Here is a 24,156-nt window from a genome sequence, read left to right on the forward strand (position 1 = left end):
CGTGGACGTGTTCATTCTGGCGAGACGGTTTACAATCATAACGCTGTTTGCGGCGATCTTCGCGATCTCGTTTTCGGCAGTCATCGTGCGTACCGGCGGCGGCGGTGCATTGCAGTCGCATTTCGGCGCGAACTATACCTGCCTGGAAAGCAACGGCGGTTACTGCACCGTCATCCGCTGATATCGGGAAAATATCTGGGACTCAGGCTTCGCCCGTCGTTTGCTTGTTAAAAACAACTCTCTATAATGCACCATGAGCAAACGAATCTCTCCCCTGTCCGCTTTCGACATTTCGTCGCCTCCCCCTTTCGAGCCGCAAACCTTCGATGATCCGGTAAAAGCCGTCGAAGCTTTGACAGAGCTTTACGAGCGCAACACCTCCTTCCTGATCGACAGCTTCACGAAGCTCGCCCAGGGTGCGCCGGTCACCTGCCGTTACCGCGCCCTCTACCCGCAGGTCAGCATCGAGACGACGAGCTTCGGCCATGTCGACTCCCGCCTCTCCTACGGCCATGTGACGGCACCGGGCGTCTATACGACGACGGTGACACGGCCGAAGCTCTTCAAGCATTACCTGAAGGAGCAGCTGCTGCTCCTGATGAAGAGCCACAATGTACCTGTCGTGGTCTCGGAATCTTCCACGCCGATCCCGCTGCACTTCGCTTTCGGCGAAGGCGCGCATGTGGAAGCGTCGGCTGCGGCTTTCGTCGATATTCCGCTGCGCGATCTCTTCGATACGCCTGACCTCAACACGACGGATGACGAGATCGCCAACGGCGAATACCTGCCGCCTCCGGGCGAGCCCTCGCCGCTGGCGCCCTTCACCGCGCAGCGCATCGACTATTCGCTGGCGCGCCTGTCGCACTATACGGCGACTGGTGCCGAGCACTTCCAGAATTTCGTGCTGTTTACGAACTACCAGTTCTACGTCGACGAATTCTGCTCCTGGGCGCGCAAGCTGATGGCCGAAGGCGGCGACGGCTACACGGCCTTCGTGGAGCCGGGCAACATCGTGACGCTGGCAGGATCGAGCGTTCCGGAAACGGATGCAACGCTTACCCGCCTGCCGCAGATGCCGGCCTACCACCTCAAGAAGAAGGGCCATGCCGGGATCACCATGATCAATATCGGCGTCGGTCCTTCCAACGCCAAGACGATCACCGACCATGTGGCCGTGCTTCGCCCGCATGCCTGGCTGATGCTCGGTCATTGCGCCGGCCTGCGCAACAGCCAGCGCCTCGGTGACTATGTTCTGGCGCATGCCTATATGCGCGAAGATCACGTGCTCGACGACGACCTGCCGGTCTGGGTGCCGATCCCCGCACTTGCCGAAGTGCAGGTGGCACTCGAGGGGGCCGTTGCCGAGATCACCGGTTACGAAGGCTTCGAGCTGAAGCGCATCATGCGCACCGGCACAGTCGGCACGATCGATAACCGCAACTGGGAACTGCGCGATCAGGCGGGCCCGGTAAAGCGACTGTCGCAAGCCCGCGCCATCGCGCTCGACATGGAATCGGCAACGATCGCCGCCAACGGCTTCCGCTTCCGCGTGCCTTACGGGACGTTGCTCTGCGTTTCCGACAAGCCGCTGCATGGCGAGCTGAAGCTGCCGGGCATGGCGACTGCCTTCTACCGCACGCAGGTGAACCAGCACCTGCAGATCGGCATAAGGGCGATCCAGAAGCTTGCCGCCATGCCGCCGGAAGCCCTGCATTCGCGCAAGCTGCGCAGCTTCTTCGAAACGGCGTTTCAGTAAGATATCTTGGACAGCCCGTCATCATTTGCCGGGCTGTCTTTCTTCTAGGCGCCTGCTGCGATCTGCAAGGCCGCGACGACGCCGGCAAATATGGCCAGTGCGATTCCGGTCCTGACCAACACCTTCACTACTTCGGCGTTTTCGATCGGCCTCGCGTTGCGTATGTCCCGCGTGACGATCAGATGCGCGATTGCGATTTCAAGCATGCTCATTGCTCCATCTCCTCGATAGGTTTCGATGGAAGCTTGTCGAGCGCTGCCCCGGCCTTTCGACACATGCACCGCTCAAAAGATTTTTTTCTTCCCTGTCGAAAAGCGCATAGGCTGCTCGTCCAAGGACTGTGAAAACACAGCGTGGAGGACAAGAGGATGAAATATCTTTGCCAGGTCTGGTTCGACGGCACGGTGCTGTCGGCCATGTCAAAGGACGAGAAGAACAAGCTCGATCGGGATTCGCGCGCCTATGACCGCGACCTTGCCGAGAGCGGTCACATGATCGTCGCCCAGGCGCTGCAGTCGCCGCAATCGTCAGTCACGGTGAGGGTGCGCGGCGGCGAGATGTCGGTCACCGACGGCCCCTTTATCGAGACGAAGGAAGCGCTCGGGGGCTTCATCCTGATCGACGCCAAGGACCTCAATGATGCGATCCGGGTTGCAGCGGGCATTCCGCTGGCGAAGCTCGGCGCAATCGAGGTTCGCCCCATCCATGAATTCGGTTGAGGAGGTCGTGTCATGAAGTTTCTCGGTCAGATCTGGTTCGATACTGAAAAGAGCAAACTGGTCACTCAGGAAGAGTGGGCGGCGATCACGCAGGAATGCATCGTCAGTGACGACGGATGGCGCGAGAGCGGCCATATGCTCAGCGCGCTGGCGCTTTACGAGCCGGAGCAGGCCGTGACGCTCAGGGTTCGCAATGGCACCGTCGCCGCGACGGATGGTCCCTTCGCCGAAATCAAGGAGCATCTCGGCGGCTTCGTCGTGATCGACGCCAGGGATATGGAGGAGGCACAGTCGATCATCTCCACCTTCCCGATCCTCAAATATGCGTCGATCGAGATCCGGCCCGCCTATTCGATCAAGGATGGGAAATAGCCATGCGCTTCGTTTGCCTCATCTATAATCCCGCCGACATGGACGGCACACTCAGCCAGGCCGAGGGCGACGAGCTCGTGAGGGCGCATTTCCGGTATGACGAGGAGCTTGAGCATAAAGGCATCATGATCCATTCCGATGCATTGGAAGGTCCTGACAGTGCCTCAGTGCTAAGAGTGCGTCATGGCATTCTGTCTTCGACCGACGGCCCCTATGTCGAAACCAAGGAACATCTGGCCGGCATCTACATCATCGAGGCGGCCGATCTCGAAGAGGCGCGCAAAGTCGTCGCGGGCATTCCGAGCGTCCGGGTCGGGGCGATCGAATTGCGGCCGGTGAGAACGCTCACGCTGCCGCAGTGAGGATAGGCAATTGGAACGGGTGATCGAGGAACTCTATCGACAGCATTCGCGCCGGGTTCTCGCAACGCTGATCCGCCTGCTCGGCGATTTCGACCGCGCTGAGGAGGCACTGCACGATGCCTTTGCGGCTGCGGCGCGGGCATGGCCGGTTGACGGCATGCCCAACAATCCCATCGCCTGGCTGGTGTCGACCGGCCGCTTCAAGGCGATCGATCACCTCAGGCGGCGGGCGCGTTTCAATGCCTCGCTGCAGCATATCGAGGATGGGCTCTACCCTGGCGGCACGGAAACGGAGATCGGCGACATGGAACCGATCGAGGACGACATGCTGCGGCTGATCTTCATCTGCTGCCATCCGGCTCTTGCCGCCGATGCGCAGATGGCGATGGCGCTGCGCGAGGTCTGCGGGTTGACGACGGAAGAGATTGCGCACGCCTTCCTGGTGCCGGCGCCAACCGTCGCCCAGCGCATCGTGCGCGCCAAGAACCGGATCAGGACGGAAAAGATCCCTTATGAAGTGCCTGCCGGAGCCGAGCTGCCAGAGCGGCTGGATCGCGTGCTGCATGTCATCTACCTCGTCTTCAACGAGGGCTATTCGGCATCCTCGGGCAATATGATCGTGCGCGCCGACCTGACGACGGAGGCGATCCGGCTGGCGCGGCTCTTGGCAACCCTGCTGCCGCATCCGGATGTCGCTGGCCTGCTGTCACTGCTCCTTCTGCAGGAGTCGCGCCGTGCTGCCCGGCAGGATGGCGAGGGAGCTTTGGTGCTGCTTGCCGATCAGGATCGCTCGCTCTGGGACCGGGCAAGAATATCAGAGGGGCTGTCGCTGCTGGCGAGCGCCATGCGTACGCCTGATATCGGCATCTATACGGTTCAGGCGGCAATCGCCGCGGAGCACACGAAGACCGGAAGCAACGAGGAAACGGACTGGCGGCGCATCGCCTTCTATTACGACCTGCTGATTGCCGCACATCCCTCTGATATCGCCGAACTCAACCGCGCCGTGGCGGTCGCCATGGCCGAAGGACCGGAGACAGGGCTGGCGCTTGTCGATGCCATCATCGGCAAGGGCGAACTGACGACCTACCATCTCGCCCATTCGGCGCGGGCGGATTTCCTGCGCCGGCTCGGACGCAGGGCCGAGGCGATCGATGCTTACGAGACGGCGTTGACACTCTGCCGGCAGGAACCGGAGCAGGTCTTTCTGCGCAAGCGTATCGCGGAGCTTGCGGCTTCGCCCTGAACCGTTCTCAACCCTTACGGCGGCCGAGCGGTAGCGAGATGGCGGTGCCCGTCAACGCGGAAACGATGATGAGCAGATGCGCGCTTACGCTTGCCTGCGCCAGGGCGTCCAGGGCCGAGCGTTCGCTCGATGCGCCGAATGCGACGGCACCGGCAGTGATGCCGGCCGGATAAGTGCCGACGCCGCCAGGCGCGTGCACAGGCAGCACGGAGGAAAGCTCACCGCCCAGCGCGCCGCCGAAGCTTGCGGCCATCGGCATGACGCCCATCAGGCCGAGCGCCCAGGCGAGCACCAGCACCTTCACCAGCCAGTTGACGATCGTCATCGCCCAGGCGCGGCTGAAGGCGACGGCATCGAAAGGCAGGCCGTTCTCGATTTCATGAAGCAGCGCCTGCGCCTTGCGCGGCAGAAGTTTCGCACCGAGGCGCAGCAGCGGCTTGCGGGCGGCAAAGGCGAAGATCGGCAGGAACAGAAAGAGGACCCAGACGAGCCAGGCGAACGCCGCGTTCGGGGCGGCCACAGCAAAGCCGAGGCCGGCGGCGGCCAGCAGCGCATGCAGGTCCAGCAACCGCATGACGAACAGCGCCGAGGTCCCGCGCGTCAGCGGGATGCCGAATTCCGTGCGCATCAGCACCGGAAAGCTGGTCTCACCTGCCCTGAACGGCAGCATGATGTTCAGGAGATTATGGATCTGGGTGACGCGGAAGAGGGCCGCGAAACGGCCCGCCGTCTCCCGTGGAAAATAATCGTAGATGCGCCATGTACGTAGGAAATAGGTGCTGGTCAGGAGTATCAGCGCGCCGATGACCGGACGTGGACCGACGGCCGCCCATTGCTGCAATATGACCGACCAGCCCCAGAACCATTCGATGAAAAGCGCATAGGCCGCGACGATTGCCACCGTCAGCAGGCTCATGCGATTGCGCAGAAACCAGGATTGCCCGCTTTCAACACTCGGGGTCTTCATGTATCAGGCTTCCTAAGTTTGGCTGCGGCGGCTGGTTTTCCAGCGGGTTTTCCATTGCTGGGCCTTTTAGGAGAAATGAAAGTTGCAGACAACGGTAGAGTCCATTCGCGGTGCGAATGATCAGGTGCAACCGCTCGAGCTGTCGCTGGTCGTTCCTGTTTTCAACGAGGAAGAAAGCATCGGCCCGCTCGTCGAGCGCATTGCCGCGGCGATGGTCGACTATCCGCATCGCTGGGAACTGATCCTCGTCGACGACGGCAGCACCGATGCAACGCTCGTCAATGCCCGCAAGTTCGTCAACCACGAGGGACTGACGCTGCGCATCGTCGAGCTGCAGCGCAATTTCGGCCAGACCGCCGCCATGCAGGCAGGCATCGATACCGCGCAAGGCCGGCTGATCGCCACAATGGACGGCGACCTGCAGAACGACCCGAAGGATATCCCTTCGATGGTTTCGGAGCTGGAACGGCGCGAACTCGACCTGCTCGTCGGCTGGCGCAAGAACCGCCAGGACGGGCTGCTGCTTCGCAAGATCCCCTCCTGGTGCGCGAACTACCTCATCGGCCGCATCACCGGCGTGAAGCTGCACGACTACGGCTGCAGCCTGAAAATCTACCGTGCCTCGATCATCAAGCAGGTGAAGCTGATGGGCGAGATGCACCGCTTCATCCCGGCCTGGGTTGCCGGCGTCGTGCCGAGCTCGCGCATCGGCGAAATGGCTGTCACCCATCACGCACGCCAGCACGGCACGTCGAAATACGGCATCTCACGCACCTTCCGCGTGATCCTGGACTTGCTGTCGGTGATGTTCTTCATGCGCTACAAGGCGCGTCCGGGCCATTTCTTCGGCTCGCTCGGCCTCGGCCTCGGCGGCCTCGCAGCGCTGATCCTGCTCTATCTCGGCTTCGACAAGTTCATCATGGGCAATGATATCGGCACGCGACCGATGCTCATGGTCGGCGTCGTGCTGCTGCTGTCGTCCGTGCAGATGATCACGACCGGCATCCTGGCGGAGATGATCGCGCGGACCTACTACCGCGACGATGCCTCGCCGAATTATATCGTGCGCCAGATCTTCTCCCGAGAAAGCTGAGGTGCAGAGCCTTTTCAGCCGCCGGCCCAATCTCATCCTGGCGGTGCTTGGAACCTATTTTCTGCTCCACCTGATCGTGCGGCTCAGCATTCCGAATGCGCTGGAGCTGGACGAGGCGGAGCAGATGCTGCTCTCGCAGTGGTTCGCCTTCGGCTATAATTCGCAACCTCCCTTCTACAACTGGGTGCAGTACGGGGTGACATCGCTGCTTGGCGCGTCGCTGTTTTCGCTGTCGCTCCTCAAATGCACCATGCTGTTCCTGTCCTATGTCTTCTACTGGCTGACGGCGCGGCTGACATTGAAGAACAGCAGCCTGGTGGTGGTCGCGACGCTTGGCCTGCTCACCGTGCCGCAGATCGTCTTCGAGGCGCAGCGGGACCTGACGCATTCGGTGGCGACGATCTTTGCCGGATCGCTATTCCTCTACGGCTTTTTCCGCACGCTGAAGACGCCGTCGGCCATTTCCTATGCGATCGTCGGCGTTGCGACCGGCATCGGCATCATATCGAAGTATAATTTCGCGCTTCTTCCAGCCGCGGCATTCGTCGCTGCGCTGATCGATACCGATTTCCGCAAGCGCCTGTTCGATCGGCGACTGATACTGACCATCGTGATTTCGATCGCTATCGTCACGCCGCATGCAATCTGGTTCCTGCAGCATCTCGACCTCGCCATCGATCGCACGCTGCACAAGATGACCGGTGAGGAGAAAGGCTATCTCTCGCAGATATCGACCGGCTTTCTCCGCTTCATCTCCGCGATGGTCGGCATTGCCGGCGTCTCCGTCGTCATCTTTCTGGCGCTCTTTGCCAAATCGCTGCCGGCAATGTCGCGCGCTTCCAGCCGCTGGTCGAGAATTGCCGGGCGCATCCTGCTGATCGAGATCGGCGCCATTGCGCTGATGATCCTGCTTGCCGGCGTCGACAACGTCGCCGACCGATGGCTGACGCCACTCTTCCTCATCCTGCCGCTCTATATCTGCATGAAGGCCGACAGCGCCGAGGTCGATGCGGGAGCGCCCTTGCGCGCATCGCTGGCGGTGAGCGGCGTGATCATGGGCGTCGTGCTGGCCGTGCTCGCCATGCGCGCCTATTACGGCCCGCTCTTCGGCAAATATCAGCGGCTGAACATCCCCTACGGCAGCTTCGCCGAGACGATCCGCAAGGATATCGGCGGCGAGCCGGGGCTGATCGTCGGTTACGACCCGCATCTCGACGGCAATATGCGGCTGCTGATGCCCGGCACCCCGGTACAGTCCTATTTCTATCCGGACTTCAAGCCGAAGTTCCAGCTGGACGCAAAACATCCCATCGTCTTCGTCTGGCGTGATGACAAGGGCAAAACGCCCCCGGCCTGGCCGAATGAATATTTTGGAGATGTACTGGCGCAAACCGGCTTGAAGCAGCCGGAGACGCATATCGTTGCCCTGCCCTATATCTACGGCCAGCCGGGTGACACCTATCAATTCGCCTACGCGATCGCCTATCCCTAAGAGCGCAGCTCCTTCCAAGCAGCATCCAACGCAATCTTGGCGATGCGCGCCATCTCGTCGACCTCCTCGTGGCTGATAACGAGCGGCGGCGAGGCCAGCATGCGGTCGCCGGTGGCGCGCAGCACGAGGCCGTTTGCCAGAGCATGGTTGCGCACAAGCGCGCCGATCGGATCGGGTTTTTCGAAGCGGGTGCGGGTCTTCTTGTCGGCGGCAAGCTGCAGGCCGCCCATGAGGCCGACGCTTTCAGCCTCGCCGACGAAATCGTGCTCGGCAAGGGCGCCCCATTTCTTGGCGAAATAGGGGCCGATGTCATCGCGCACGCGCTCGACCAGCTTTTCCTCCTCGATGATGCGCAGGTTTTCGAGGGCGGCGGCAGCGCAGACCGGGTGGCCGGAATAGGTGAAGCCATGGTTGAAATCGCCGACCTCGTTGATCAGCACATCGGCAATGCGATCGCTGACGAGCACGCCGCCGATCGGCAGATAGCCTGACGACAAGCCCTTTGCGATTGGGGCAAAGTCCGGCTCGACGCCGAAATATTGATGGCCGAACCATTCGCCGAGGCGGCCGAAGCCGCAGATGACTTCATCGGTGACGAGCAGGATGTTGCGCGCCTTGCAGATGCGGTCGATCTCCGGCCAGTAGGTCTCCGGCGGAATGATGACGCCGGCTGCGCCCTGGATCGGTTCGGCGACGAAGGCTGCGACATTCTCCTCGCCCAGCTCATCGATCTTGGCCTCCAGTTCGCGGGCAACTTTCAGGCCGAATTCGGCGGGCGAGAGATCGCCGCCTTCGCCATACCAATAGGGCTGGCCGATATGGACGATGCCGGGGATCGGCAGGTCGCCCTGCTCGTGCATGTATTTCATGCCGCCGAGGCTGGCGCCGGCGACCGTCGAACCGTGATAGCCGTTGCGACGCGCAATGACTGTCTTCTTCTGGGGCTGGCCGACCGCCGCCCAATAGACGCGGGCCATGCGGAACCAGGTGTCGTTCGCCTCCGAGCCGGAGCCTGTGAAGAAGATATGGTTGAAGCGCGGTCCGGCCTTGGACGTCACCTTCTGGGCCAGCAGGGTCGCCGCCGGCGAGGTCGTGCCGAAGAAGGTGTTGTAGTAGGGGAGCTCGTTCATCTGCCTTGCGACGGCATCGGCGATTTCCTTGCGGCCGTAGCCGATGTTGACGCACCAGAGACCGGCAAAACCATCGAGATACTTTTTGCCGTTGTTATCGAAGATATGCACGCCCTCGCCGCGCTGGATGATGCGCGTTCCCTCGGCATTCAGCTTCTTCATGTCGGAGAAGGGATGCAGGTGATGGGCGGCATCGATCGCGGCAAGGTTCGAAAGCGGGTAAGTATCGGACATGATTAGACCTTCGGATTGAAAGGCTTTCTGTGATGGTTTACGACCTTGGCCTTCTGCGAGAGGATTTTCAAGGTCATGGCGAGCAACGGCAAAGAGGCTGGAGAAGGCGATCCGCGTTTCGAGATCCTGATCGTTGGCATGAATGGCGATCTGCGCGGCAAGCAGCTTCCGCTTTCGGCCGAAAAGAAAGTCTGGGCCGGCGATATCCGCCTGCCGACCTCGACGCAGTCGCTCGACATCTGGGGTGACGACAATGACGACATTACCGGCCTGTCGCTGACGATCGGCGATCCCGACGGCAATGTCATCCCCGATCGCCGCAGCCTGACGCCGATGCCCTGGGCGCCGGAGGGATCGATGCAGGTGCTCGCCACGATGCACGAGTTCGACGGCAGCCGCAGCTTCATGGACCCGCGCGGCATTCTCGCCTCTGTGCTTGAACGCTACGCCGAGCGCGGGCTGACGCCCGTCGTGGCAACCGAGCTGGAGTTTTATGTGGTCGAGGAGAACTGGCGCGAGACGGGCATTCCCTCTCCGCCTGTTAGCCTCACCTACCGCGGCGAGCCGAACGGCTTTCAGCTCTACGACATGAGCGCCATCGACGCGCTCGACGCCTATCTGCAGACGTTGCGCGCCTATGCAAAAGCGATGGACCTGCCGGCGGAGGCGACGACGGCGGAATTCGGCCCCGGCCAGTTTGAGGTGAACCTGTTGCACCGGCCCGATGCGCTGGCTGCGGCCGACGACTGCCTCTACCTGAAGCGCATCGCCGAGCAGGCAGCGCGCAAGCACGGGCTGAAATCGACCTGCATGGCCAAGCCCTATTCGGAACATGCCGGTTCGGGTCTGCATGTTCACGCAAGCATCATCGACAGGGATGGCAACAATATTCTCGATGCCAAGGGCGGCGAGCCCAAGCTTTTGAAATCAGTGACGGCAGGCATGCTGCGGACCATGCATGAGGCGCAGCTCGTCTTTGCACCCTTCGCCAATTCCTATCGCCGTTTCCAGCCGGGATCCTTCGCGCCGACCGACCTCACCTGGGGCACAGGGCATCGCGGCACGGCCATCCGTATCCCCGACAGCAACGGGCCGGCTGCACGCATCGAGCATCGCGTGGCGGGCGCCGATGCCAACCCCTATCTGCTGCTGGCGGCTATCCTTGGCGGCATGCTGCTTGGCCTTGATGGTGATCTCGATCCCGGTGAGGAAACGACGCCCGCCTACACCCCGCCGGGCGCGAAGCGGCTCACGCATGATTTCCTGACGGCGGTGGAGACATTCCGGCACTCCGCTTTCATCGCCGATGTCTTCGGCGAGCGGTATCGCAAGCTTTATGGCGACACAAAGTACAAGGAAGCGATCGCGCATCTGCGCACGGTATCGGATTTCGACTACCGCACATATCTTGCGCGCCTCTAGTTAATATAACCCGTCACATAACAGTCATCTAGACGCTTTTCTTAACCCTGTTGGCATTCTCGCCGATATATACTCGGCATCAGTAATATATGCCTGATACCGGCATGTGCAGTGACCGGCAGCGGAGCCGGCATGGATAATCGGACAGGGAAAGGGATCGGTCTGATGAACCGCATCACTCTTGAGGGAAAGCTGCTGTTTGCGACCGTCATCGTCGCCTTTCTCACCTTCGTTCTGACGGTAAGCGCCCTCATTCCGACCTATGAGAGCTACCGTTCGACTCATGACAATCTGCTTGCGGTGGAACGCTTCCAACAGGTTCTGGAGGTCGCTACCCACATGTCCGCGGAGCGCGGCCCGGCCAACGACATTATGGCGATCGAGCCGGATAGCAGCGCCCCAGCGACGGAGCGGCTGAGGGTCTTCCGGCGCATCAGCGATCTGGCGCTCGAGGCTCTCGACGAGCCGCTTGCCGTCGATGTCTCTTCCGCCCTGCCCGATCTGCAGAAGGCTATCGACGATACCAGGGACCAGCTTCGCAAAGCCCGTGAGGCCGTGGACCGGGTTGCCGCAACGCCCCTTGCCGAGCGCCGGCCGCAGGATGTCCAGGGCGCGATCGGCGAAATGATCGAGGTGATCGAAACCTTCCAGCATGTCGTCGACTGGCACGTGGCGGCCTTCACGAGCCGCCGGCCGGAACTGACCGCGCCGTTCCTCACCGGACGCATGATCAGTGACATGCGCGAATATGGCGGGCGGGCCGCCTCACAGATCATGGGGCCGATCGCCACACGCCAGCCGCTGCGCGACAGCCATATCACCGATGCAAACCGCACTATCGGGCGGCTTCTGGAATTGCGCACGCTGATGCAGGGCCAGAAGATCGTCAGCGATCATGATGCGCTGTCTGCCAAGCTCATGAAGGATGTCGATACGATCTTTTTCGGATCCGGCCTCGACCTCGTGAAGATCCTCATCGAACAAGGTAAGATTTCCGGCGATTATTCGATCTCCGCCGTCGATCTGACGCGCAACTATGTTCCGACGCTGCAGCCACTAGCGCGGCTGCGCACGGTCTTCCTCGATGATGTCGTGAAACGCTACAGGGCCCAGCATGACGCAGCCTCCTACCGTCTGGCCGCCATTGCCGTCATCACGGCTTCTGCACTGGCGGTGCTGCTCTCCCTCTTCCGCTCCATCCGCCTTCACATGCTCGATCCGCTGCTGACGGCGCGCCGGCAGATCATCGCGCTTGCCGAGGGCAACGCCATGACAAACCTTGGGGTCTCCAAGGCACCGGAGATGCGCAGCCTGTTCGAAGCGCTGGAACTGCTTCGCGGCAAGCTTGACGAGCGGGCCGAGTATGAGGCCCGCCTGAAGATGCAGGCCGAGAAGGACGGCCTGACCGGCGTATGGAACCGCCGGGCGCTGGAAGGCTTCGGCAATGCCCCTTCGGAGCGCGAGGAAGATGTCTGCCTGATGCTGATCGATATCGATCACTTCAAGACGGTCAACGATACCTATGGTCACCTCACCGGCGACGCCGTGCTCATCGAAATCGCGTCACTGCTGCAGAGCGCCATGCGGCCGACGGATATTGTCGCGCGCTATGGCGGCGAGGAATTCGCCGTTCTCGTTTCGAATGCCGATCTTGAGGCCACCGCGGCTTTTGCGGAGGAACTGAGCAGCCGCATTCAGGCGCATGTCATCCGCGATGCGGAAACCGGCGTCGATCTCTCCGTCACCGTCAGCATCGGCGTCGCCTCCGGCGCCTGCGGTACCGAAGGCTGGCGACAGCTTATCGCATCGGCCGATGAGGCGCTTTACTGCGCCAAGAAGCAGGGACGCAACCGCACCTGTGTATTCGGCGACGAAGCGGACCGGGATATCGCCGAAAACGCTCTCATTCCTTTTAGAGCCAGGCGCTCCGCTTCGCTCTGAGCGTCAAGCGGCCGGCTCGCGCCGCTCCCCCTCGCCTTCCTGTGCGGCGAGCCCCTGCTTGACCAGCACCTTCAACTCGCCGGGATGAAGCTTGATCGTGACGTCGCGCTGCAGCGGCAGAAGCTCGCCATCCATCACACAATTCGCCTTGGCGCGCAGCTTCGGGAAGTGCAGATGCACCTCGGCCGGATGCAGGACCATGACCGCATCGTTTTCGCGGAATTTGCCGCGCAGCATGTCGATAGCCAATCGCGCGACACCGAGCGGTTTCAGCGGTTTTGCGGTGTAGAAGCCAAGTTCGCCGCTGCGCAGATTATCGGCATAGAGCAACGCGTTTTCGCCGAAGGGGTTGTTTGAGACCGATATCGCCGAGACGCGGCGGGTTTCTTTCATGCCGGCCGCCTCGAAGGCGACCTCGAATTCCGGCGGGTTGAAGACGACGCCGAAGGCGGCGCGAGTGCTGGCGCGCATCTTTCCGAAGCGGGAGCGATAGCTGTAGGAATTGCGGTAGCGCACCATGCGCGCATGCAGGCCGGCGGAGAACTGGTGGATGAAGGGCCTGCCGTTGGCGCTGGCGATATCGACATTGTCGAGTTCGCCGAAAGCCAGCACGTCCAGCGCCTGCCAGATATCGAGCGGCACTTTCAGCGAGCGGGCAAAGAGGTTCATGGTGCCGGCCGGCACGACGCCGAGCGCTACGCCGTTCTTCCAGGCGATCGACGCTGCTGCCGAAATGGTGCCGTCACCGCCGCCGGCGACTATGCCGTCGATGTCGTCACGCCGCGCTGCCCGTTCCATGGCGGGAACGATCTCGTTGCCGGAGAAGACGATGGCATCGAAATCATGGCCGGCTTCGCGGAAGACTTCTTCCGCGCGCCTTTCATATGCCTGCATGTCTGTCGTTCTGAAGGTACCGCCGTCGCGATTGAATAAACCGACGAGCTTCATGAGGTGCCTGTTCCCTATCCCGCTGTTCCTGACCTCAAGATGGTTGAAGCATATGCGATTTCAAGCCGGATGATTTGCCCGGCAACATCGCCGAAACGCAAATATTGCAATGGACGTATGCAGATAGCGCTACGCTGCACTGCAAAAAAAGCACTCGACGCTGTCAGCTTCGCGTTCAATAGATGGAATACTGGAGATCACATCTCCGCCTCCCGCCATTTCTGCCCACCAATTCTAAATGACCGGTTCTGCGCTCAACGCCAGCAGCCGTTGCCAAGCTTAGATCCTCCGAAGGACCACCCGTGAGCCAGGTTGCCGTCAACGATTCCATCGATTCCGAACTGGAGGCAGCGCTTCCCTCGGCCACGACTGTCGCACTGGTTCAGCTGGCGCTCGCCGCCGGCGGCTTCGGCATCGGTACGGGCGAATTCGCGATCATGGGCCTGCTGCCCAATGTGGCGGACACTTTCTCGGTCACGACGCCGCAGGCAGGTTATGTCATCAGTGCCTATGCCCTTGGCGTCGTCATCGGTGCGCCCGTCATCGCCGTGCTTGCCGCCAAGATGGCGCGGCGCACGCTGCTGCTTTGCCTGATGTTGCTCTTTGCAGTCGGCAACATCCTGAGCGCAGTCGCTCCGACCTTCGAGAGCTTCGCGGTTCTGCGTTTCATCACCGGCCTGCCGCATGGCGCCTATTTCGGTGTTGCCGCCCTCGTCGCCGCCTCCATGGTGCCGGTGCATCGCCGCGCGCGGGCCGTCGGCCGCGTCATGCTCGGCCTGACGGTCGCGACCCTGCTCGGCACGCCGCTGACCACCTTCTTCGGCCAGGCGCTCGACTGGCAGGTCGCCTTCCTGACCGTCGGCATCATCGGGGTTGTAACGGTCGCGCTCATCTGGTTCTACGTGCCGCATGACAAGGTTTCGGAAGGGGCAAGCGCGCTGCGCGAACTCAGCGCCTTCCGCCGTCCGCAGGTGCTGCTGACGCTTGCCATCGCCGCTGTCGGTTACGGCGGCATGTTCGCCATGTTCAGCTATATCGCCTCGACGACGACGCAGGTGGCGATGCTGCCGGAAACGGCCGTTGCGCTCATGCTAGTGCTCTTCGGCGTCGGCATGAATGCCGGCAACTTCATCGGCTCGTGGCTTGCCGACAAGTCGCTGCTCGGCACGATCGGGGGTTCGCTGGTCTACAATATCATCGTACTGACGATGTTCTCGCTGACCGCCTCCAACCCTTACATGCTCGGGCTCTGCGTCTTCCTCGTCGGCTGCGGCTTTGCGGCGGGCCCGGCGCTGCAGACGCGCCTGATGGATGTTGCGGCCGATGCGCAGACGCTGGCGGCCGCCTCCAACCACTCGGCCTTCAACATCGCCAACGCGCTCGGCGCATGGCTCGGCGGCCTCGTCATTGCCTGGGGTTACGGCTATGCGGCGACCGGCTATGTCGGCGCCGTCCTGTCCTTCCTAGGCCTCTTCGTCTTTGCCGCGTCGCTACGCCTGGAGCACCGCAGCCGGAGCGCTTAGCGCCTGGGATATGCGCAGCTCCCGTCCCTCGGGGCTGCAGAAGACGAATTCATCGCCCCAGGCGGCAAGCGCCCGGATGACCGGCTTCAGCGTGGAGCCGAGCGGCGTCAGCGCATATTCGACGCGCGGCGGCACGACCGGGTAAACTGTTCGTGAGACCAGGCCGGATTGCTCCAGCTCGCGCAGCTGCTTGGTCAGCATGCGCTGGGTGATCGCCGGCAGGTGGCGCCTGAGCTCGTTGAAGCGCAACGTCTTGTCCATCAAGTGAAAAAGGATCACGCCCTTCCACTTTCCGTCAAGATAAGTCAGCGTCGCCTCCACCGGGCAACCGGGGAAATTCTCGATCAGCTTGGCGCGCGGGCGTGACATTTACAGTATCCTTTTTGGTACTACGTACAGAATTTGTGCATTCTTGCGTTGCCGGAACATAGGTCGCATCTAGCTCTCGTACAACAGACACAGGAGTTACCAAGATGCGCGCCGTCGCTTACAAGACCCCACAGCCAATCGCCGCCGAAACCTCGTTGATCGATGTCGAACTGCCGACGCCGGAGGCCAAGGGACACGACCTGCTGGTCGAGATCAGGGCCGTCTCCGTCAACCCCGTCGACGTGAAGGTGCGCGCCAACATGGCGCCGCCTGCCGATGAGCTGAAAGTGCTCGGCTTTGATGCCGCCGGCATCGTCAAGGCCGTCGGTTCCGATGTGACGCTGTTCAAGCCGGGTGATGAAGTCTTCTATTCCGGCGTCATCAATCGCCCCGGTTCGAATGCCGAATTCCAGCTCGTTGACGAGCGCATCGTCGGCAGGAAGCCGAAGACTCTCGACTTCGCCGCTGCGGCCGCCCTGCCGCTGACATCCATCACCGCTTACGAAGCCCTGTTCGACCGGCTGCGCGTCACCGATCCCGTGCCGGGTGCGGCGCCTGCCGTGCTCATCATCGGTGGTGCCGGTGGCGTCGGCTCGATCGCCATCCAGATTGCGCGTGTGCTGACGGATCTGACGGTCATCGCCACGGCCTCGCGCCCGGAAACGCAAGGATGGGTGAAAGAACTCGGCGCCCATCACGTCATCGACCACTCGCGGCCGATCGCGCCGCAGGTCGCGGCCCTCGGCATCGGCGCGCCGGGCTTCATCTTTTCCACCACGAACACGGACAAGCATGTTGCCGACATCGTGGAAGCGCTCGCGCCGCAGGGCCGGTTTGCGCTGATCGACGACCCCAAGACCTTCGATATCGTTCCCTTCAAGCGCAAGGCGGCTTCGGTTCACTGGGAGCTGATGTTCACCCGCCCACTCTTCGGCACGCCCGACATGATCGAGCAGCACAGGATCCTGAACAAGATTTCCGAGCTCGTAGATGCGGGCAAGATCCGCACGACGCTGTCGGAAACCGTCGGAACGATCAACGCCACGAACATGAAAAAGGCGCACGCCATGGTCGAAAGCGGCACGATGAAGGGAAAGGTGGTTCTCGCCGGATTCTGAATTTCCGGACTTCGGAAACCAGCTTTTTCAATCGTTTGAAATAATACGTAAACGATACTGACTTACAATGCCGCGCCGAGGGTGCGGCATTGTGGCGTTAAGCATTTAAGCAACTTGACTTTTCCCGCATTCGAGACCACCTAGTGCGACACGTGCATGACACACGTTTTGCACGGATATCAACGGAGCCATCATTCAGATGCCAAGCGACAGTAGCAGTCGATTGCCTTTGCCGTACGCGGCCTTCGTGCGCTGACCTGGACGCTCCGGGCTCGCCCGATCGGACGCTACGGCGGATCGACGGAAAGGCGAGCCAATGAATATCAATCGCTTCCCCCTGCGGGCCGGCTATGCCGCCCGTGCCTTCATGAACAACAGCCGTGTTGCGTCCATTGCCGAGCGCGTGGAATCGCTGAACGGGCTTGCCCCGGCTGAAGCCGGCCGCATCCTTTCGCGGATGCCGCAGGAATATGCCGTCCACATTCTCGACCGTCCGGAGCTGCGCAACGCGCCGGCCATTCTGGCGCTGATGGACGGCACGGATTCGGCCCGCCTCCTGCATGGCATGTCGAACGACCGCGTCGCCGACGTCCTGCTGGAGCTTGGTATCGACGACCGCGTGCGCCTGTTCTCCAGCCTGGAAGAACCTGTCCGCATCGCCATCCAGCATCTGATGGGCTATCCGCCGCGCACGGCCGGCAGCATCATGACGACGGAATTCGTCAGCGTACCCGACGACTGGACGATCGCCCAGACGCTCGACCATGTGCGTCAGGTCGAACGCTCGCGGGAAACCGTCTATGCCATCTATGTGCTGGACCATAATTCCGGCGCGCTGCTGCATGTCGTGACGTTGCGCCGCCTCATTACCGGCGAGGCCGACGCTTCGATCCTTTCTGTCGCGCAGAAGGGGACGCCGGTTTCGGCCGATGCGCTGATGAAGCAGGAAGACGTCGCACGGCTGATCCGCAAGCACGACCTGCTGGCGCTGCCCGTCATCGACGATCACGGCATGGTGCTCGGCATCGTCACGGTTGACGATGTGATCGACACGATGATCTCAGATACGACCGAAGCTGCCCAGAAGTTCGGCGGTATGGAAGCACTCGGCAAGCCCTATATGAAGATCAGCTTCGGCGGCATGATCCGCAAGCGGGCCGGCTGGCTCTGCGCCCTCTTCCTCGGCGAAATGCTGACGGCAAGCGCCATGCAGCATTTCGAAGGCGAGCTGGAGAAGGCTGTCGTGCTGACGCTCTTCATTCCACTGATCATGAGCTCCGGCGGCAATTCCGGTTCGCAGGCAACCTCGCTCATCATCCGGGCGCTTGCTGTCGGCGAGCTGAAGCTGACCGACTGGTGGCGGGTGCTGCTGCGCGAACTGCCGACGGGCATCACGCTCGGCGCCATTCTCGGACTTGTCGGCATGCTGCGCGTCATCTTCTGGCAGACGGCCGGGCTCTATGATTACGGCCCGCACTGGCAGCTCGTCGGCCTGACGGTCTTTGCCGCATTGGTCGGTATCGTCACCTTCGGCTCCATCTCGGGTTCGATGCTACCGTTCATCTTGCAGAAGCTGCGGCTCGATCCGGCAACGGCATCGGCTCCGTTTGTCGCCACGCTGGTCGACGTCACCGGGCTCGTCATCTATTTCTCGGTGGCTCTGCTGATCCTCAGCGGGACGCTGCTCTAGATCCTGCTTCAGATTTCAGGCCGCTCGGCCTGAAATCATCTCCACCCAACGCTTTGTTATGATGCAATTCCGGGCGAGTCCTTCAGTGCCTGCATAGGATGCAGGAGATGCAGGGGCAGTTTTCGTCGCTCTATAGGAATTGTCAGATTCAATGGCTGTCATATCACCGTCTGACAATTCCCACGCGACCTATAAAAATACCTATGCAAGCCCTGCATCCTATGCACCTTACCAATGATCTGGTTCGTTCTGTACAAGAACAGCTCCATCCCATCGGTTCAACGCAGACCCGTTGCACGTTTTTGCTGGGATGGCTCTAACGTTCGACGAAGGGCAGGCAGAGCGGTGTGCCATCAACGGGATGGGATATCACGACCGCGTCGATCCCAAAGACGGCGCGAATGAGCTCCGGCTTCAGAATATCGACAGGACTGCCTGACGCGTGAATGCCGCCATCAGCGACCGCGATGATGTGGTCGGCATATTGGGCGGCGTGGTTGAGATCGTGGACGACCATGACGACGGTGCGTCCACTTTTCCCGTTCAGTTCCTTCAACAGTTCCAGAACTTCCAGCTGATGGGCGATGTCGAGATAGGTCGTCGGCTCGTCCAGCAGCAGGATCGGCGTTTCCTGCGCCAGCGCCATGGCGATCCAGGCGCGCTGCCGCTGGCCGCCGGAGAGGCGGTCGAGCGGGCGCTCGGCGAGATCGGTCAGGCCAGTTGCGGCAAGCGACGCTTCGACGATCTGCTCGTCATGGCGCGTCGTGCGTGACAGCATGCCCTTGTGCGGGTGGCGGCCGAAGCGGCAGAGCTGGCGCACGGTGAGGCCATCAGGCGAAACCGGGCTTTGCGGCAGCAGCGCCAGCGTCTGGGCAATCGCCCTGCCGGGCATTTCGGCAATCGCTTTGCCGTCCAGCGTCACCGTGCCGCCGAGCGGCTGGATGATGCGGCCAAGGGCGCGCAGCAGCGTCGATTTACCGGAGCCGTTGGCGCCGATAAGCGCCGTGATCTTGCCGTCGGGGATTACGACATCGACATGGTCGAGGACTTTGATGGCGGCATAACCGAGCGTCAGATCCTCGGCGGAGAGGCGTGAATGGACGGCATCAGTCATGACGGCCGGCCTCCTTGATCAGCAGGAAAATGAGATAGGGACCGCCGATGACGGCAGCGACAATGCCGGCCGGGATCTCGTTCGGCAGGGCCACGAGCCGGCCGATCAGATCGGCAGTCGATAGCGTCAAAGCGCCGATCAGGGCGCTTGCCGGAACCATATGACGGGCGCGCGGGCCGACGAGCAGGCGCGCGGCATGCGGTGACAACAGGCCGAGGAAACCCATGGAGCCGACAGCGGCGACGCTGCCGGCGCAGAGCAGCACCGAGACGACAATAAGGCCGCCGCGCAACAGGCCGGGCGAAATGCCGAGGCTCGTCAGCGTATCGTCGCCGAAACCGCCGGCATCGAGCCTGATAGTAGCGATCAGCACCAAGGGCAGGCAGGCGACAAGCCAGAGCGAGAGCGCAATCGCATCGGTCATCGTCGAGCCGTAGACACTGCCGGCGAGCCAGACCATCGACTGGTCGGCGCGGGTCGGGAAGAGCACCATGACATATTGCATCAGCGCCTGGGCCAGCATGCCGAGCGCCACACCGACGAGCGCCAATGCCGCAATACCGCCGCCGAATGCGCGTCCGATGGCGAGCAGCACCAGCGCACCGGCAACGGCACCGGCGACGACGCCGGCCGGAATTGCCCAGACGGCCCAGGCCGGCGGCGCAAAGAGGCCAGCAAGGAAGGCACCGAAGCCTGCCCATTTGGTGATGCCGACGACATCGGGTGAGGCCAGCGGATTGCGCAGCGCGGCTTGAAGGAAGACGCCGGCAACGCCGAGCGAGGCGCCGGCCAGGATGGAAACGATGACGCGCGGGGCGCGGTACTGCATGACGATGAAGGCGCTCTTGCCGCCGGCGATACCATCCAGCACCTGACCGACCGACAGTGTGACGGCGCCGATCGTCATGCCGATGATGGCAATGACGAGGATGAGGACCGCGATGGCAAGGCAGACGCTTGCTGCGCGCAGGTTCTTCGATGGCAACGCGGCACTCGTCATTTCGCCCTCTGATGCCAGAGGATGACGAGAAAGGCCGGTGCGCCGATCAGCGCCGTGACGATGCCGACAGGCGTCTCTGCCGGAAAGGCGGCGACGCGGCCCAGCAGATCGGCGGCATTCAGCAGCAGGGGACCGGTGATGGCGCTGAGCGCAATGACCGTCAGCTGATCGCCGCCCGCCAGACGGCGCACGATATGCGGCACCAACAGACCGATAAAACCGATCGGGCCACTGACGGCGACGGCGGAACCGGCGAGAATGACGATCAGCACCGCCGCAAGACCGCCGACGCGCCTGGCATTCTGGCCGAGCGAGACGCCAGTGGCGTCGTCGAGCGCCAGAACGCCGAAATGATGGCCGCCAATCAGGGCGATACCACCACCCAAAAGCGTGAAGGGCAGGATTATCCAGACCTTGCTCCACTGCGCGCCGTTGATGGAGCCGGCGAGCCAGTAAACGATATCCTGCCCGGCATTGTTGGCGATGAGGATCGCCTGCACGAGAGCTGCGAGCACGAGCTGGATGGAGATGCCTGCGAGTGCCAGCTTCATTTCGTTCATGGCGCCGGACACCGAAAGCGCCCACATGGCAAAACCGACGGCGGCCGCGCCGATGAAGGCCGGCCAGACCGTACCGCCGGCGCTTAGGCCCGGCACTGCAATAAGGCTAATGACGATGACCAGTGAAGCCCCGGCATTGATGCCGAAAGTCTGGGGTGAGGCGAGCGAATTGCGGGTGAGCGTCTGGATCAGTACCCCGGCAACAGCGAGATTGGCGCCGACTAGCATGGCAAGCATTGCCCGCGGCAGGCGGACGTCCCAGACCAGCGCGCTGTCCGGCGAGCCATCGGGTGCAAAGAGCAGGTGCAGGGCCCTGATAACCGGCAGCTCGGAGACGCCGAAGGAAATACTGCCCAGGATGATAGTGGCAAGCGCAAGCAAAAGGCAAAGCGCCAGCAGCACAGGGCTGCCGGTTCCATGCCGCATGATTGCGCCGCTCCTTGTCGTCATTGGCGCTTATCCGGCCTGATAGACCTTGGCGAGGATTTCGCGGGCGATCATCTCCGCCGTCGTCAAACCGCGGAAACGGGAAAACTGGTTGCGGTCGACCTGAAAGATCATGCCGGCCTTCACCGCCGCAATGTTGTTGAAGGCGGCGTTGCTCTTCCACTGGTCGAACACGGTGGCGCCGGTATCGGTCGCAACCAGAAATACGTCCGGATTGATGGCGACAAGGCGCTCGATCCCTGCCCCGCTTTCCACGGCATCGCTGGAATCGATGGCCGGCGTCAGGCCCATGGCCTTGAAGACGGAACCGGTGAAGGAGGAGGAGCTATGCAGGCTCATGGAATCCGGATTGGCGACGGCGAGGAGGAAGCGACGCTTTTCGCCTGCCGGGATCTTTGCGACCAGGCCGGCAATGATAGCCTCATGCGTGGCAAGCGCCTGTTGGCCCTTTTCCTTTTCACCGAGCGCATCGGCGATGGTCACGACAGAAGCCTTGATCACCTCGTAGCTGCCTTCCCAGCTGTTCAGCAGGATGGTCGGCGCAATGGCGCTCAATTGTTCATAGATCGCCGAATGGCGGAGTTCATCGGCGATGATGAGATCGGGCGTCAGCGCTGCGACGAGTTCCAGATTGGGCTCCAGGCGGGTCCCGACCGAGCTGTAGTCGATCTTCTTGCCGAGAAGCTGCTCGATGCGCTTCGGCTGATTATCGTCAGTGATGCCGACGGGTACGACATCGACCGCATTCAGGGCCTGCACGAAGGAGAATTCGAGAGCGACGACGCGCGACGGCTTGCCGGAGATTTCGGTCGTGCCGAGCTCATGTTTGATGGTGCGCTTATTATCGTCTGCAAGGGCAAGGCCCGGGACGGCAGCGGTAGCACAGGCCGAAAGCAAAAGGCCGAACTGGCGGCGCGACAGCGGAATATCAAAAACGCTCACGACAAAATCCCTCATACTGAAATGATCGACCGGCCCTCACACCGGGTGAGACACCGGCTACAGAAATGAAGCGGATTTTTCAAGTAAAGTTTACAATCGCACTCACCTTATTCCGCTGCTGCGTCAATTGCGCTCGGGCAGCTTCAGCGGTCCATGCGTCTTGATGCTGCGGATGGCAAAATTCGAGCGGATATCGGTGACATTCGGAAGAGTCAGCAACGTCTCCGTCAGCAGCCGTTCGTAGGCCGAGAGGTCTTCGACCACGACCTCCGCCAGGAAATCGGCGGTGCCCGAGATCAGGAAGCAGGAGACGATTTCCGGAATGGCGAGCAGCGTCGCCTGTTGCGCCTCGGAATTCTCCCGGCTGTGATGGGCGACCTTGAATTCGACGAAGACGGTGAGGCCGAGGCCGACCTCCTTGCGATCGATATCGGCCGTGTAGCGGCGGATGACGCCGATTTTCTCGAGATTGCGGATACGGCGCAGGCAAGGGGATGGCGAGAGGTTCACCTTCTCGGCGATCTCGACATTGGTGGCGCGCGCATCTTCCTGCAGGCATTTCAGGATGGCAATATCGAATTTATCGAGATTCGGCATTTTCGCGAACTCTGAAGGCACAAATTGGCAGATCATTGCGCATAGCACGATTTCTTGGCCATAGATAGCAAGGACATGCCTCGGCCTCTGGCGCTAATCTTCTCTTCAACCGGACAGGATCCGGACGGAGGAAAGGATCAGGACGATGAGCACGATCGCATTTTCAAACGACAAATCGCCTTCGCAATCCCTGGGTTATGCTGCCGGCACGATCACCGTGCTGATCTGGTCGACATGGTTTCTGGCGACGCGCCATAGTGCGGCAACGCCGCTTGGGTCGATCGACATCGGTCTTATCCGCTTCGGCATTCCGGCGCTCGTGCTTTCGCCCGTTTGGCTGCGGACCGGGCTCTTGCCGAAGGGTCTTCCGCTGCATCTGCTGGCGATCATGGTTGCCGGCTGCGGTGCGATCTTCTTCCTGGTGACCACGCTTGCCATTCACTCCACACCGGCGGCCTCGTCGGGCATTCTGCTCGGCGGTTCCATGCCGCTTGCCACCGCCTTGATCGGCATTCTGCTGTTTCGCGAACGGCCGGATGCCACGCGGATTGCCGGGTTGCTGGCGATCGTCGCAGGTGTGATGATCCTGCTTGCGCGCAGCCTTGCCGATGCTTCCCTGCCCTGGACCAGCTTCGTGCTGCTGCCATCAGGCGCCGTTCTCTGGGCAAGCTATACGCATGCCTTCCGCCGCTCGGGCCTGACCGCCATCCAGGCCAGCGCATTGATCGCCATCTGGTCCTTCCTGATCATGGCCGCCCTTGCGCTGGTCTTCGGCGTTTCACTGCCGCAGGCTGCTCTTCCGGAGATCGGGTTGCAGGTGCTGAGCCAAGGCATTCTCTCGGGCCTCGTCGCCATGGTCGCCTATGGCACGGCCGTTCGTACCCTCGGCGGGACACAGGCTGCCGCCTTCACGGCACTGACGCCGGTGCTTGCTACACTCGGCGGTGGCCTGCTGCTCGGCGAGCAGACGGGACTTACCGAAATCAGCGCCGCCGTCATCACCGGCATCGGCGTGGCGCTTTCGACCGGCATTGCCGCCAAGCGCCGCTGAGCATTCTCCAACAATAAAAGCCGCCGACGGCGATCAGCTGCGGCGGCTTTTATGTGGCGATAG

General features: G+C 61.8%; 24 protein-coding genes. 14 read left to right on the forward strand and 10 right to left on the reverse strand.

Annotated features, from left to right (window positions below; genetic code table 11):
• Position 1: 1 nt before the first annotated feature.
• On the forward strand, positions 2–181 hold the full coding sequence (locus AC1DUP_RS13155) for a hypothetical protein (RefSeq protein ID WP_113509043.1): 180 nt from the start codon (positions 2–4) through the stop codon (positions 179–181).
• A gap of 72 nt (positions 182–253) precedes the next feature.
• Entirely contained in the window at positions 254–1,756 is a 1,503-nt protein-coding gene (gene amn, locus AC1DUP_RS13160; protein ID WP_113300946.1) for an AMP nucleosidase, read from the forward strand.
• Positions 1,757–1,800: 44 nt separating this feature from the next.
• Here amn and AC1DUP_RS13165 read toward each other — a convergent pair whose 3' ends face one another.
• Positions 1,801–1,968 carry a hypothetical protein gene (locus AC1DUP_RS13165; RefSeq protein WP_477832855.1) on the reverse strand — a complete coding sequence of 56 codons (168 nt, stop codon included), beginning with the start codon at positions 1,966–1,968 and terminating at the stop codon, positions 1,801–1,803.
• Positions 1,969–2,124: 156 nt separating this feature from the next.
• On the opposite strand from AC1DUP_RS13165, the gene AC1DUP_RS13170 reads away from it, so the two are divergent.
• The 4 genes from AC1DUP_RS13170 to AC1DUP_RS13185 are packed head-to-tail and all read left to right on the forward strand — an operon-like array spanning position 2,125 to position 4,455.
• A complete protein-coding gene (locus tag AC1DUP_RS13170) occupies positions 2,125–2,475 on the forward strand; it encodes a YciI family protein (protein ID WP_477832856.1) in 351 nt (116 codons plus the stop codon).
• A 12-nt stretch (positions 2,476–2,487) separates the two neighbouring features.
• Positions 2,488–2,847: a YciI family protein gene (locus tag AC1DUP_RS13175; RefSeq protein WP_477832857.1), complete on the forward strand. Its 360-nt coding sequence runs from the start codon at positions 2,488–2,490 to the stop codon at positions 2,845–2,847.
• Between the two features lie 2 nt (positions 2,848–2,849).
• A complete protein-coding gene (locus tag AC1DUP_RS13180; protein ID WP_113311472.1) occupies positions 2,850–3,209 on the forward strand; it encodes a YciI family protein in 360 nt (119 codons plus the stop codon).
• Between the two features lie 10 nt (positions 3,210–3,219).
• Positions 3,220–4,455, forward strand: a complete 1,236-nt coding sequence (locus AC1DUP_RS13185) for an RNA polymerase sigma factor (protein ID WP_477832858.1) — start codon at positions 3,220–3,222, stop codon at positions 4,453–4,455.
• 7 nt (positions 4,456–4,462) lie between these two features.
• Here AC1DUP_RS13185 and AC1DUP_RS13190 read toward each other — a convergent pair whose 3' ends face one another.
• A complete protein-coding gene (locus AC1DUP_RS13190; protein WP_113300941.1) occupies positions 4,463–5,422 on the reverse strand; it encodes a lysylphosphatidylglycerol synthase domain-containing protein in 960 nt (319 codons plus the stop codon).
• An 82-nt stretch (positions 5,423–5,504) separates the two neighbouring features.
• On the opposite strand from AC1DUP_RS13190, the gene AC1DUP_RS13195 reads away from it, so the two are divergent.
• Positions 5,505–6,515 carry a glycosyltransferase family 2 protein gene (locus AC1DUP_RS13195; protein ID WP_113300940.1) on the forward strand — a complete coding sequence of 337 codons (1,011 nt, stop codon included), beginning with the start codon at positions 5,505–5,507 and terminating at the stop codon, positions 6,513–6,515.
• 1 nt (position 6,516) lies between these two features.
• Entirely contained in the window at positions 6,517–8,007 is a 1,491-nt protein-coding gene (locus AC1DUP_RS13200; protein WP_162748624.1) for a glycosyltransferase family 39 protein, read from the forward strand.
• Here the strand turns inward: AC1DUP_RS13200 and AC1DUP_RS13205 are convergent.
• On the reverse strand, positions 8,004–9,371 hold the full coding sequence (locus AC1DUP_RS13205; RefSeq protein ID WP_477832859.1) for an aspartate aminotransferase family protein: 1,368 nt from the start codon (positions 9,369–9,371) through the stop codon (positions 8,004–8,006). The two genes, AC1DUP_RS13200 and AC1DUP_RS13205, sit on opposite strands and share 4 nt — an antisense overlap.
• A 45-nt stretch (positions 9,372–9,416) precedes the next feature.
• Between AC1DUP_RS13205 and AC1DUP_RS13210 the strand changes: the two genes are divergently transcribed.
• Both AC1DUP_RS13210 and AC1DUP_RS13215 read left to right on the forward strand, forming a co-directional pair.
• Complete coding sequence (locus AC1DUP_RS13210) at positions 9,417–10,793, forward strand: glutamine synthetase family protein (protein WP_477832860.1); 1,377 nt, start codon at positions 9,417–9,419, stop codon at positions 10,791–10,793.
• Positions 10,794–10,958: 165 nt separating this feature from the next.
• Complete coding sequence (locus AC1DUP_RS13215) at positions 10,959–12,734, forward strand: GGDEF domain-containing protein (protein ID WP_477832861.1); 1,776 nt, start codon at positions 10,959–10,961, stop codon at positions 12,732–12,734.
• A 3-nt stretch (positions 12,735–12,737) separates the two neighbouring features.
• Here AC1DUP_RS13215 and AC1DUP_RS13220 read toward each other — a convergent pair whose 3' ends face one another.
• Positions 12,738–13,682 carry a diacylglycerol/lipid kinase family protein gene (locus AC1DUP_RS13220; RefSeq protein WP_113300936.1) on the reverse strand — a complete coding sequence of 315 codons (945 nt, stop codon included), beginning with the start codon at positions 13,680–13,682 and terminating at the stop codon, positions 12,738–12,740.
• 302 nt (positions 13,683–13,984) lie between these two features.
• On the opposite strand from AC1DUP_RS13220, the gene AC1DUP_RS13225 reads away from it, so the two are divergent.
• Positions 13,985–15,205: an MFS transporter gene (locus AC1DUP_RS13225; protein ID WP_477832862.1), complete on the forward strand. Its 1,221-nt coding sequence runs from the start codon at positions 13,985–13,987 to the stop codon at positions 15,203–15,205.
• Here AC1DUP_RS13225 and AC1DUP_RS13230 read toward each other — a convergent pair.
• A complete protein-coding gene (locus tag AC1DUP_RS13230) occupies positions 15,173–15,574 on the reverse strand; it encodes a winged helix-turn-helix transcriptional regulator (protein WP_113300934.1) in 402 nt (133 codons plus the stop codon). The two genes, AC1DUP_RS13225 and AC1DUP_RS13230, sit on opposite strands and share 33 nt — an antisense overlap.
• A gap of 104 nt (positions 15,575–15,678) precedes the next feature.
• On the opposite strand from AC1DUP_RS13230, the gene AC1DUP_RS13235 reads away from it, so the two are divergent.
• Together AC1DUP_RS13235 and mgtE are read left to right on the forward strand one after the other, a co-directional pair.
• The gene (locus AC1DUP_RS13235) at positions 15,679–16,692 is read left to right on the forward strand and encodes a zinc-binding alcohol dehydrogenase family protein (RefSeq protein WP_477832863.1); all 1,014 of its coding nucleotides are present in this window, start codon (positions 15,679–15,681) and stop codon (positions 16,690–16,692) included.
• Between the two features lie 316 nt (positions 16,693–17,008).
• Complete coding sequence (gene mgtE, locus AC1DUP_RS13240; RefSeq protein WP_477832864.1) at positions 17,009–18,382, forward strand: magnesium transporter; 1,374 nt, start codon at positions 17,009–17,011, stop codon at positions 18,380–18,382.
• A 316-nt stretch (positions 18,383–18,698) separates the two neighbouring features.
• On the opposite strand, the gene AC1DUP_RS13245 is transcribed toward mgtE, so the two are convergent.
• The 5 genes from AC1DUP_RS13245 to AC1DUP_RS13265 all read right to left on the reverse strand — a co-directional run bounded on the left by AC1DUP_RS13245 (position 18,699) and on the right by AC1DUP_RS13265 (position 23,042).
• A complete protein-coding gene (locus AC1DUP_RS13245; RefSeq protein ID WP_477832865.1) occupies positions 18,699–19,496 on the reverse strand; it encodes an ABC transporter ATP-binding protein in 798 nt (265 codons plus the stop codon).
• Entirely contained in the window at positions 19,489–20,496 is a 1,008-nt protein-coding gene (locus AC1DUP_RS13250; RefSeq protein ID WP_477832866.1) for a FecCD family ABC transporter permease, read from the reverse strand. The genes AC1DUP_RS13245 and AC1DUP_RS13250 overlap by 8 nt, the downstream gene beginning before the upstream one ends.
• Complete coding sequence (locus tag AC1DUP_RS13255; protein ID WP_477832867.1) at positions 20,493–21,506, reverse strand: FecCD family ABC transporter permease; 1,014 nt, start codon at positions 21,504–21,506, stop codon at positions 20,493–20,495. Before AC1DUP_RS13255 ends, AC1DUP_RS13250 begins: the two co-directional genes overlap by 4 nt.
• A 6-nt stretch (positions 21,507–21,512) precedes the next feature.
• Positions 21,513–22,445 (reverse strand): ABC transporter substrate-binding protein, encoded by a 933-nt coding sequence (locus AC1DUP_RS13260; protein ID WP_477832868.1) that lies wholly within the window; start codon positions 22,443–22,445, stop codon positions 21,513–21,515.
• Positions 22,446–22,568: 123 nt separating this feature from the next.
• Complete coding sequence (locus AC1DUP_RS13265; RefSeq protein WP_115036547.1) at positions 22,569–23,042, reverse strand: Lrp/AsnC family transcriptional regulator; 474 nt, start codon at positions 23,040–23,042, stop codon at positions 22,569–22,571.
• A 145-nt stretch (positions 23,043–23,187) separates the two neighbouring features.
• Here AC1DUP_RS13265 and AC1DUP_RS13270 point away from each other — a divergent pair, with 145 nt between their 5' ends.
• Positions 23,188–24,093 (forward strand): DMT family transporter, encoded by a 906-nt coding sequence (locus AC1DUP_RS13270; RefSeq protein WP_477832869.1) that lies wholly within the window; start codon positions 23,188–23,190, stop codon positions 24,091–24,093.
• Positions 24,094–24,156: the final 63 nt, after the last annotated feature.

This window comes from Rhizobium sp. 01L419 (assembly GCF_056400025.1).

Coding starts and splice junctions, on each gene's coding strand:
- amn (WP_113300946.1), top strand. CDS start 254: ATGAGCAAACGAATCTCTCCCCTGTCCGCTTTCGACATTTCGTCGCCT.
- AC1DUP_RS13165 (WP_477832855.1), bottom strand. CDS start 1,968: ATGAGCATGCTTGAAATCGCAATCGCGCATCTGATCGTCACGCGGGAC.
- AC1DUP_RS13170 (WP_477832856.1), top strand. CDS start 2,125: ATGAAATATCTTTGCCAGGTCTGGTTCGACGGCACGGTGCTGTCGGCC.
- AC1DUP_RS13175 (WP_477832857.1), top strand. CDS start 2,488: ATGAAGTTTCTCGGTCAGATCTGGTTCGATACTGAAAAGAGCAAACTG.
- AC1DUP_RS13180 (WP_113311472.1), top strand. CDS start 2,850: ATGCGCTTCGTTTGCCTCATCTATAATCCCGCCGACATGGACGGCACA.
- AC1DUP_RS13190 (WP_113300941.1), bottom strand. CDS start 5,422: ATGAAGACCCCGAGTGTTGAAAGCGGGCAATCCTGGTTTCTGCGCAAT.
- AC1DUP_RS13205 (WP_477832859.1), bottom strand. CDS start 9,371: ATGTCCGATACTTACCCGCTTTCGAACCTTGCCGCGATCGATGCCGCC.
- AC1DUP_RS13215 (WP_477832861.1), top strand. CDS start 10,959: ATGAACCGCATCACTCTTGAGGGAAAGCTGCTGTTTGCGACCGTCATC.
- AC1DUP_RS13220 (WP_113300936.1), bottom strand. CDS start 13,682: ATGAAGCTCGTCGGTTTATTCAATCGCGACGGCGGTACCTTCAGAACG.
- AC1DUP_RS13230 (WP_113300934.1), bottom strand. CDS start 15,574: ATGTCACGCCCGCGCGCCAAGCTGATCGAGAATTTCCCCGGTTGCCCG.
- AC1DUP_RS13235 (WP_477832863.1), top strand. CDS start 15,679: ATGCGCGCCGTCGCTTACAAGACCCCACAGCCAATCGCCGCCGAAACC.
- mgtE (WP_477832864.1), top strand. CDS start 17,009: ATGAATATCAATCGCTTCCCCCTGCGGGCCGGCTATGCCGCCCGTGCC.
- AC1DUP_RS13245 (WP_477832865.1), bottom strand. CDS start 19,496: ATGACTGATGCCGTCCATTCACGCCTCTCCGCCGAGGATCTGACGCTC.
- AC1DUP_RS13250 (WP_477832866.1), bottom strand. CDS start 20,496: ATGACGAGTGCCGCGTTGCCATCGAAGAACCTGCGCGCAGCAAGCGTC.
- AC1DUP_RS13255 (WP_477832867.1), bottom strand. CDS start 21,506: ATGACGACAAGGAGCGGCGCAATCATGCGGCATGGAACCGGCAGCCCT.
- AC1DUP_RS13265 (WP_115036547.1), bottom strand. CDS start 23,042: ATGCCGAATCTCGATAAATTCGATATTGCCATCCTGAAATGCCTGCAG.
- AC1DUP_RS13270 (WP_477832869.1), top strand. CDS start 23,188: ATGAGCACGATCGCATTTTCAAACGACAAATCGCCTTCGCAATCCCTG.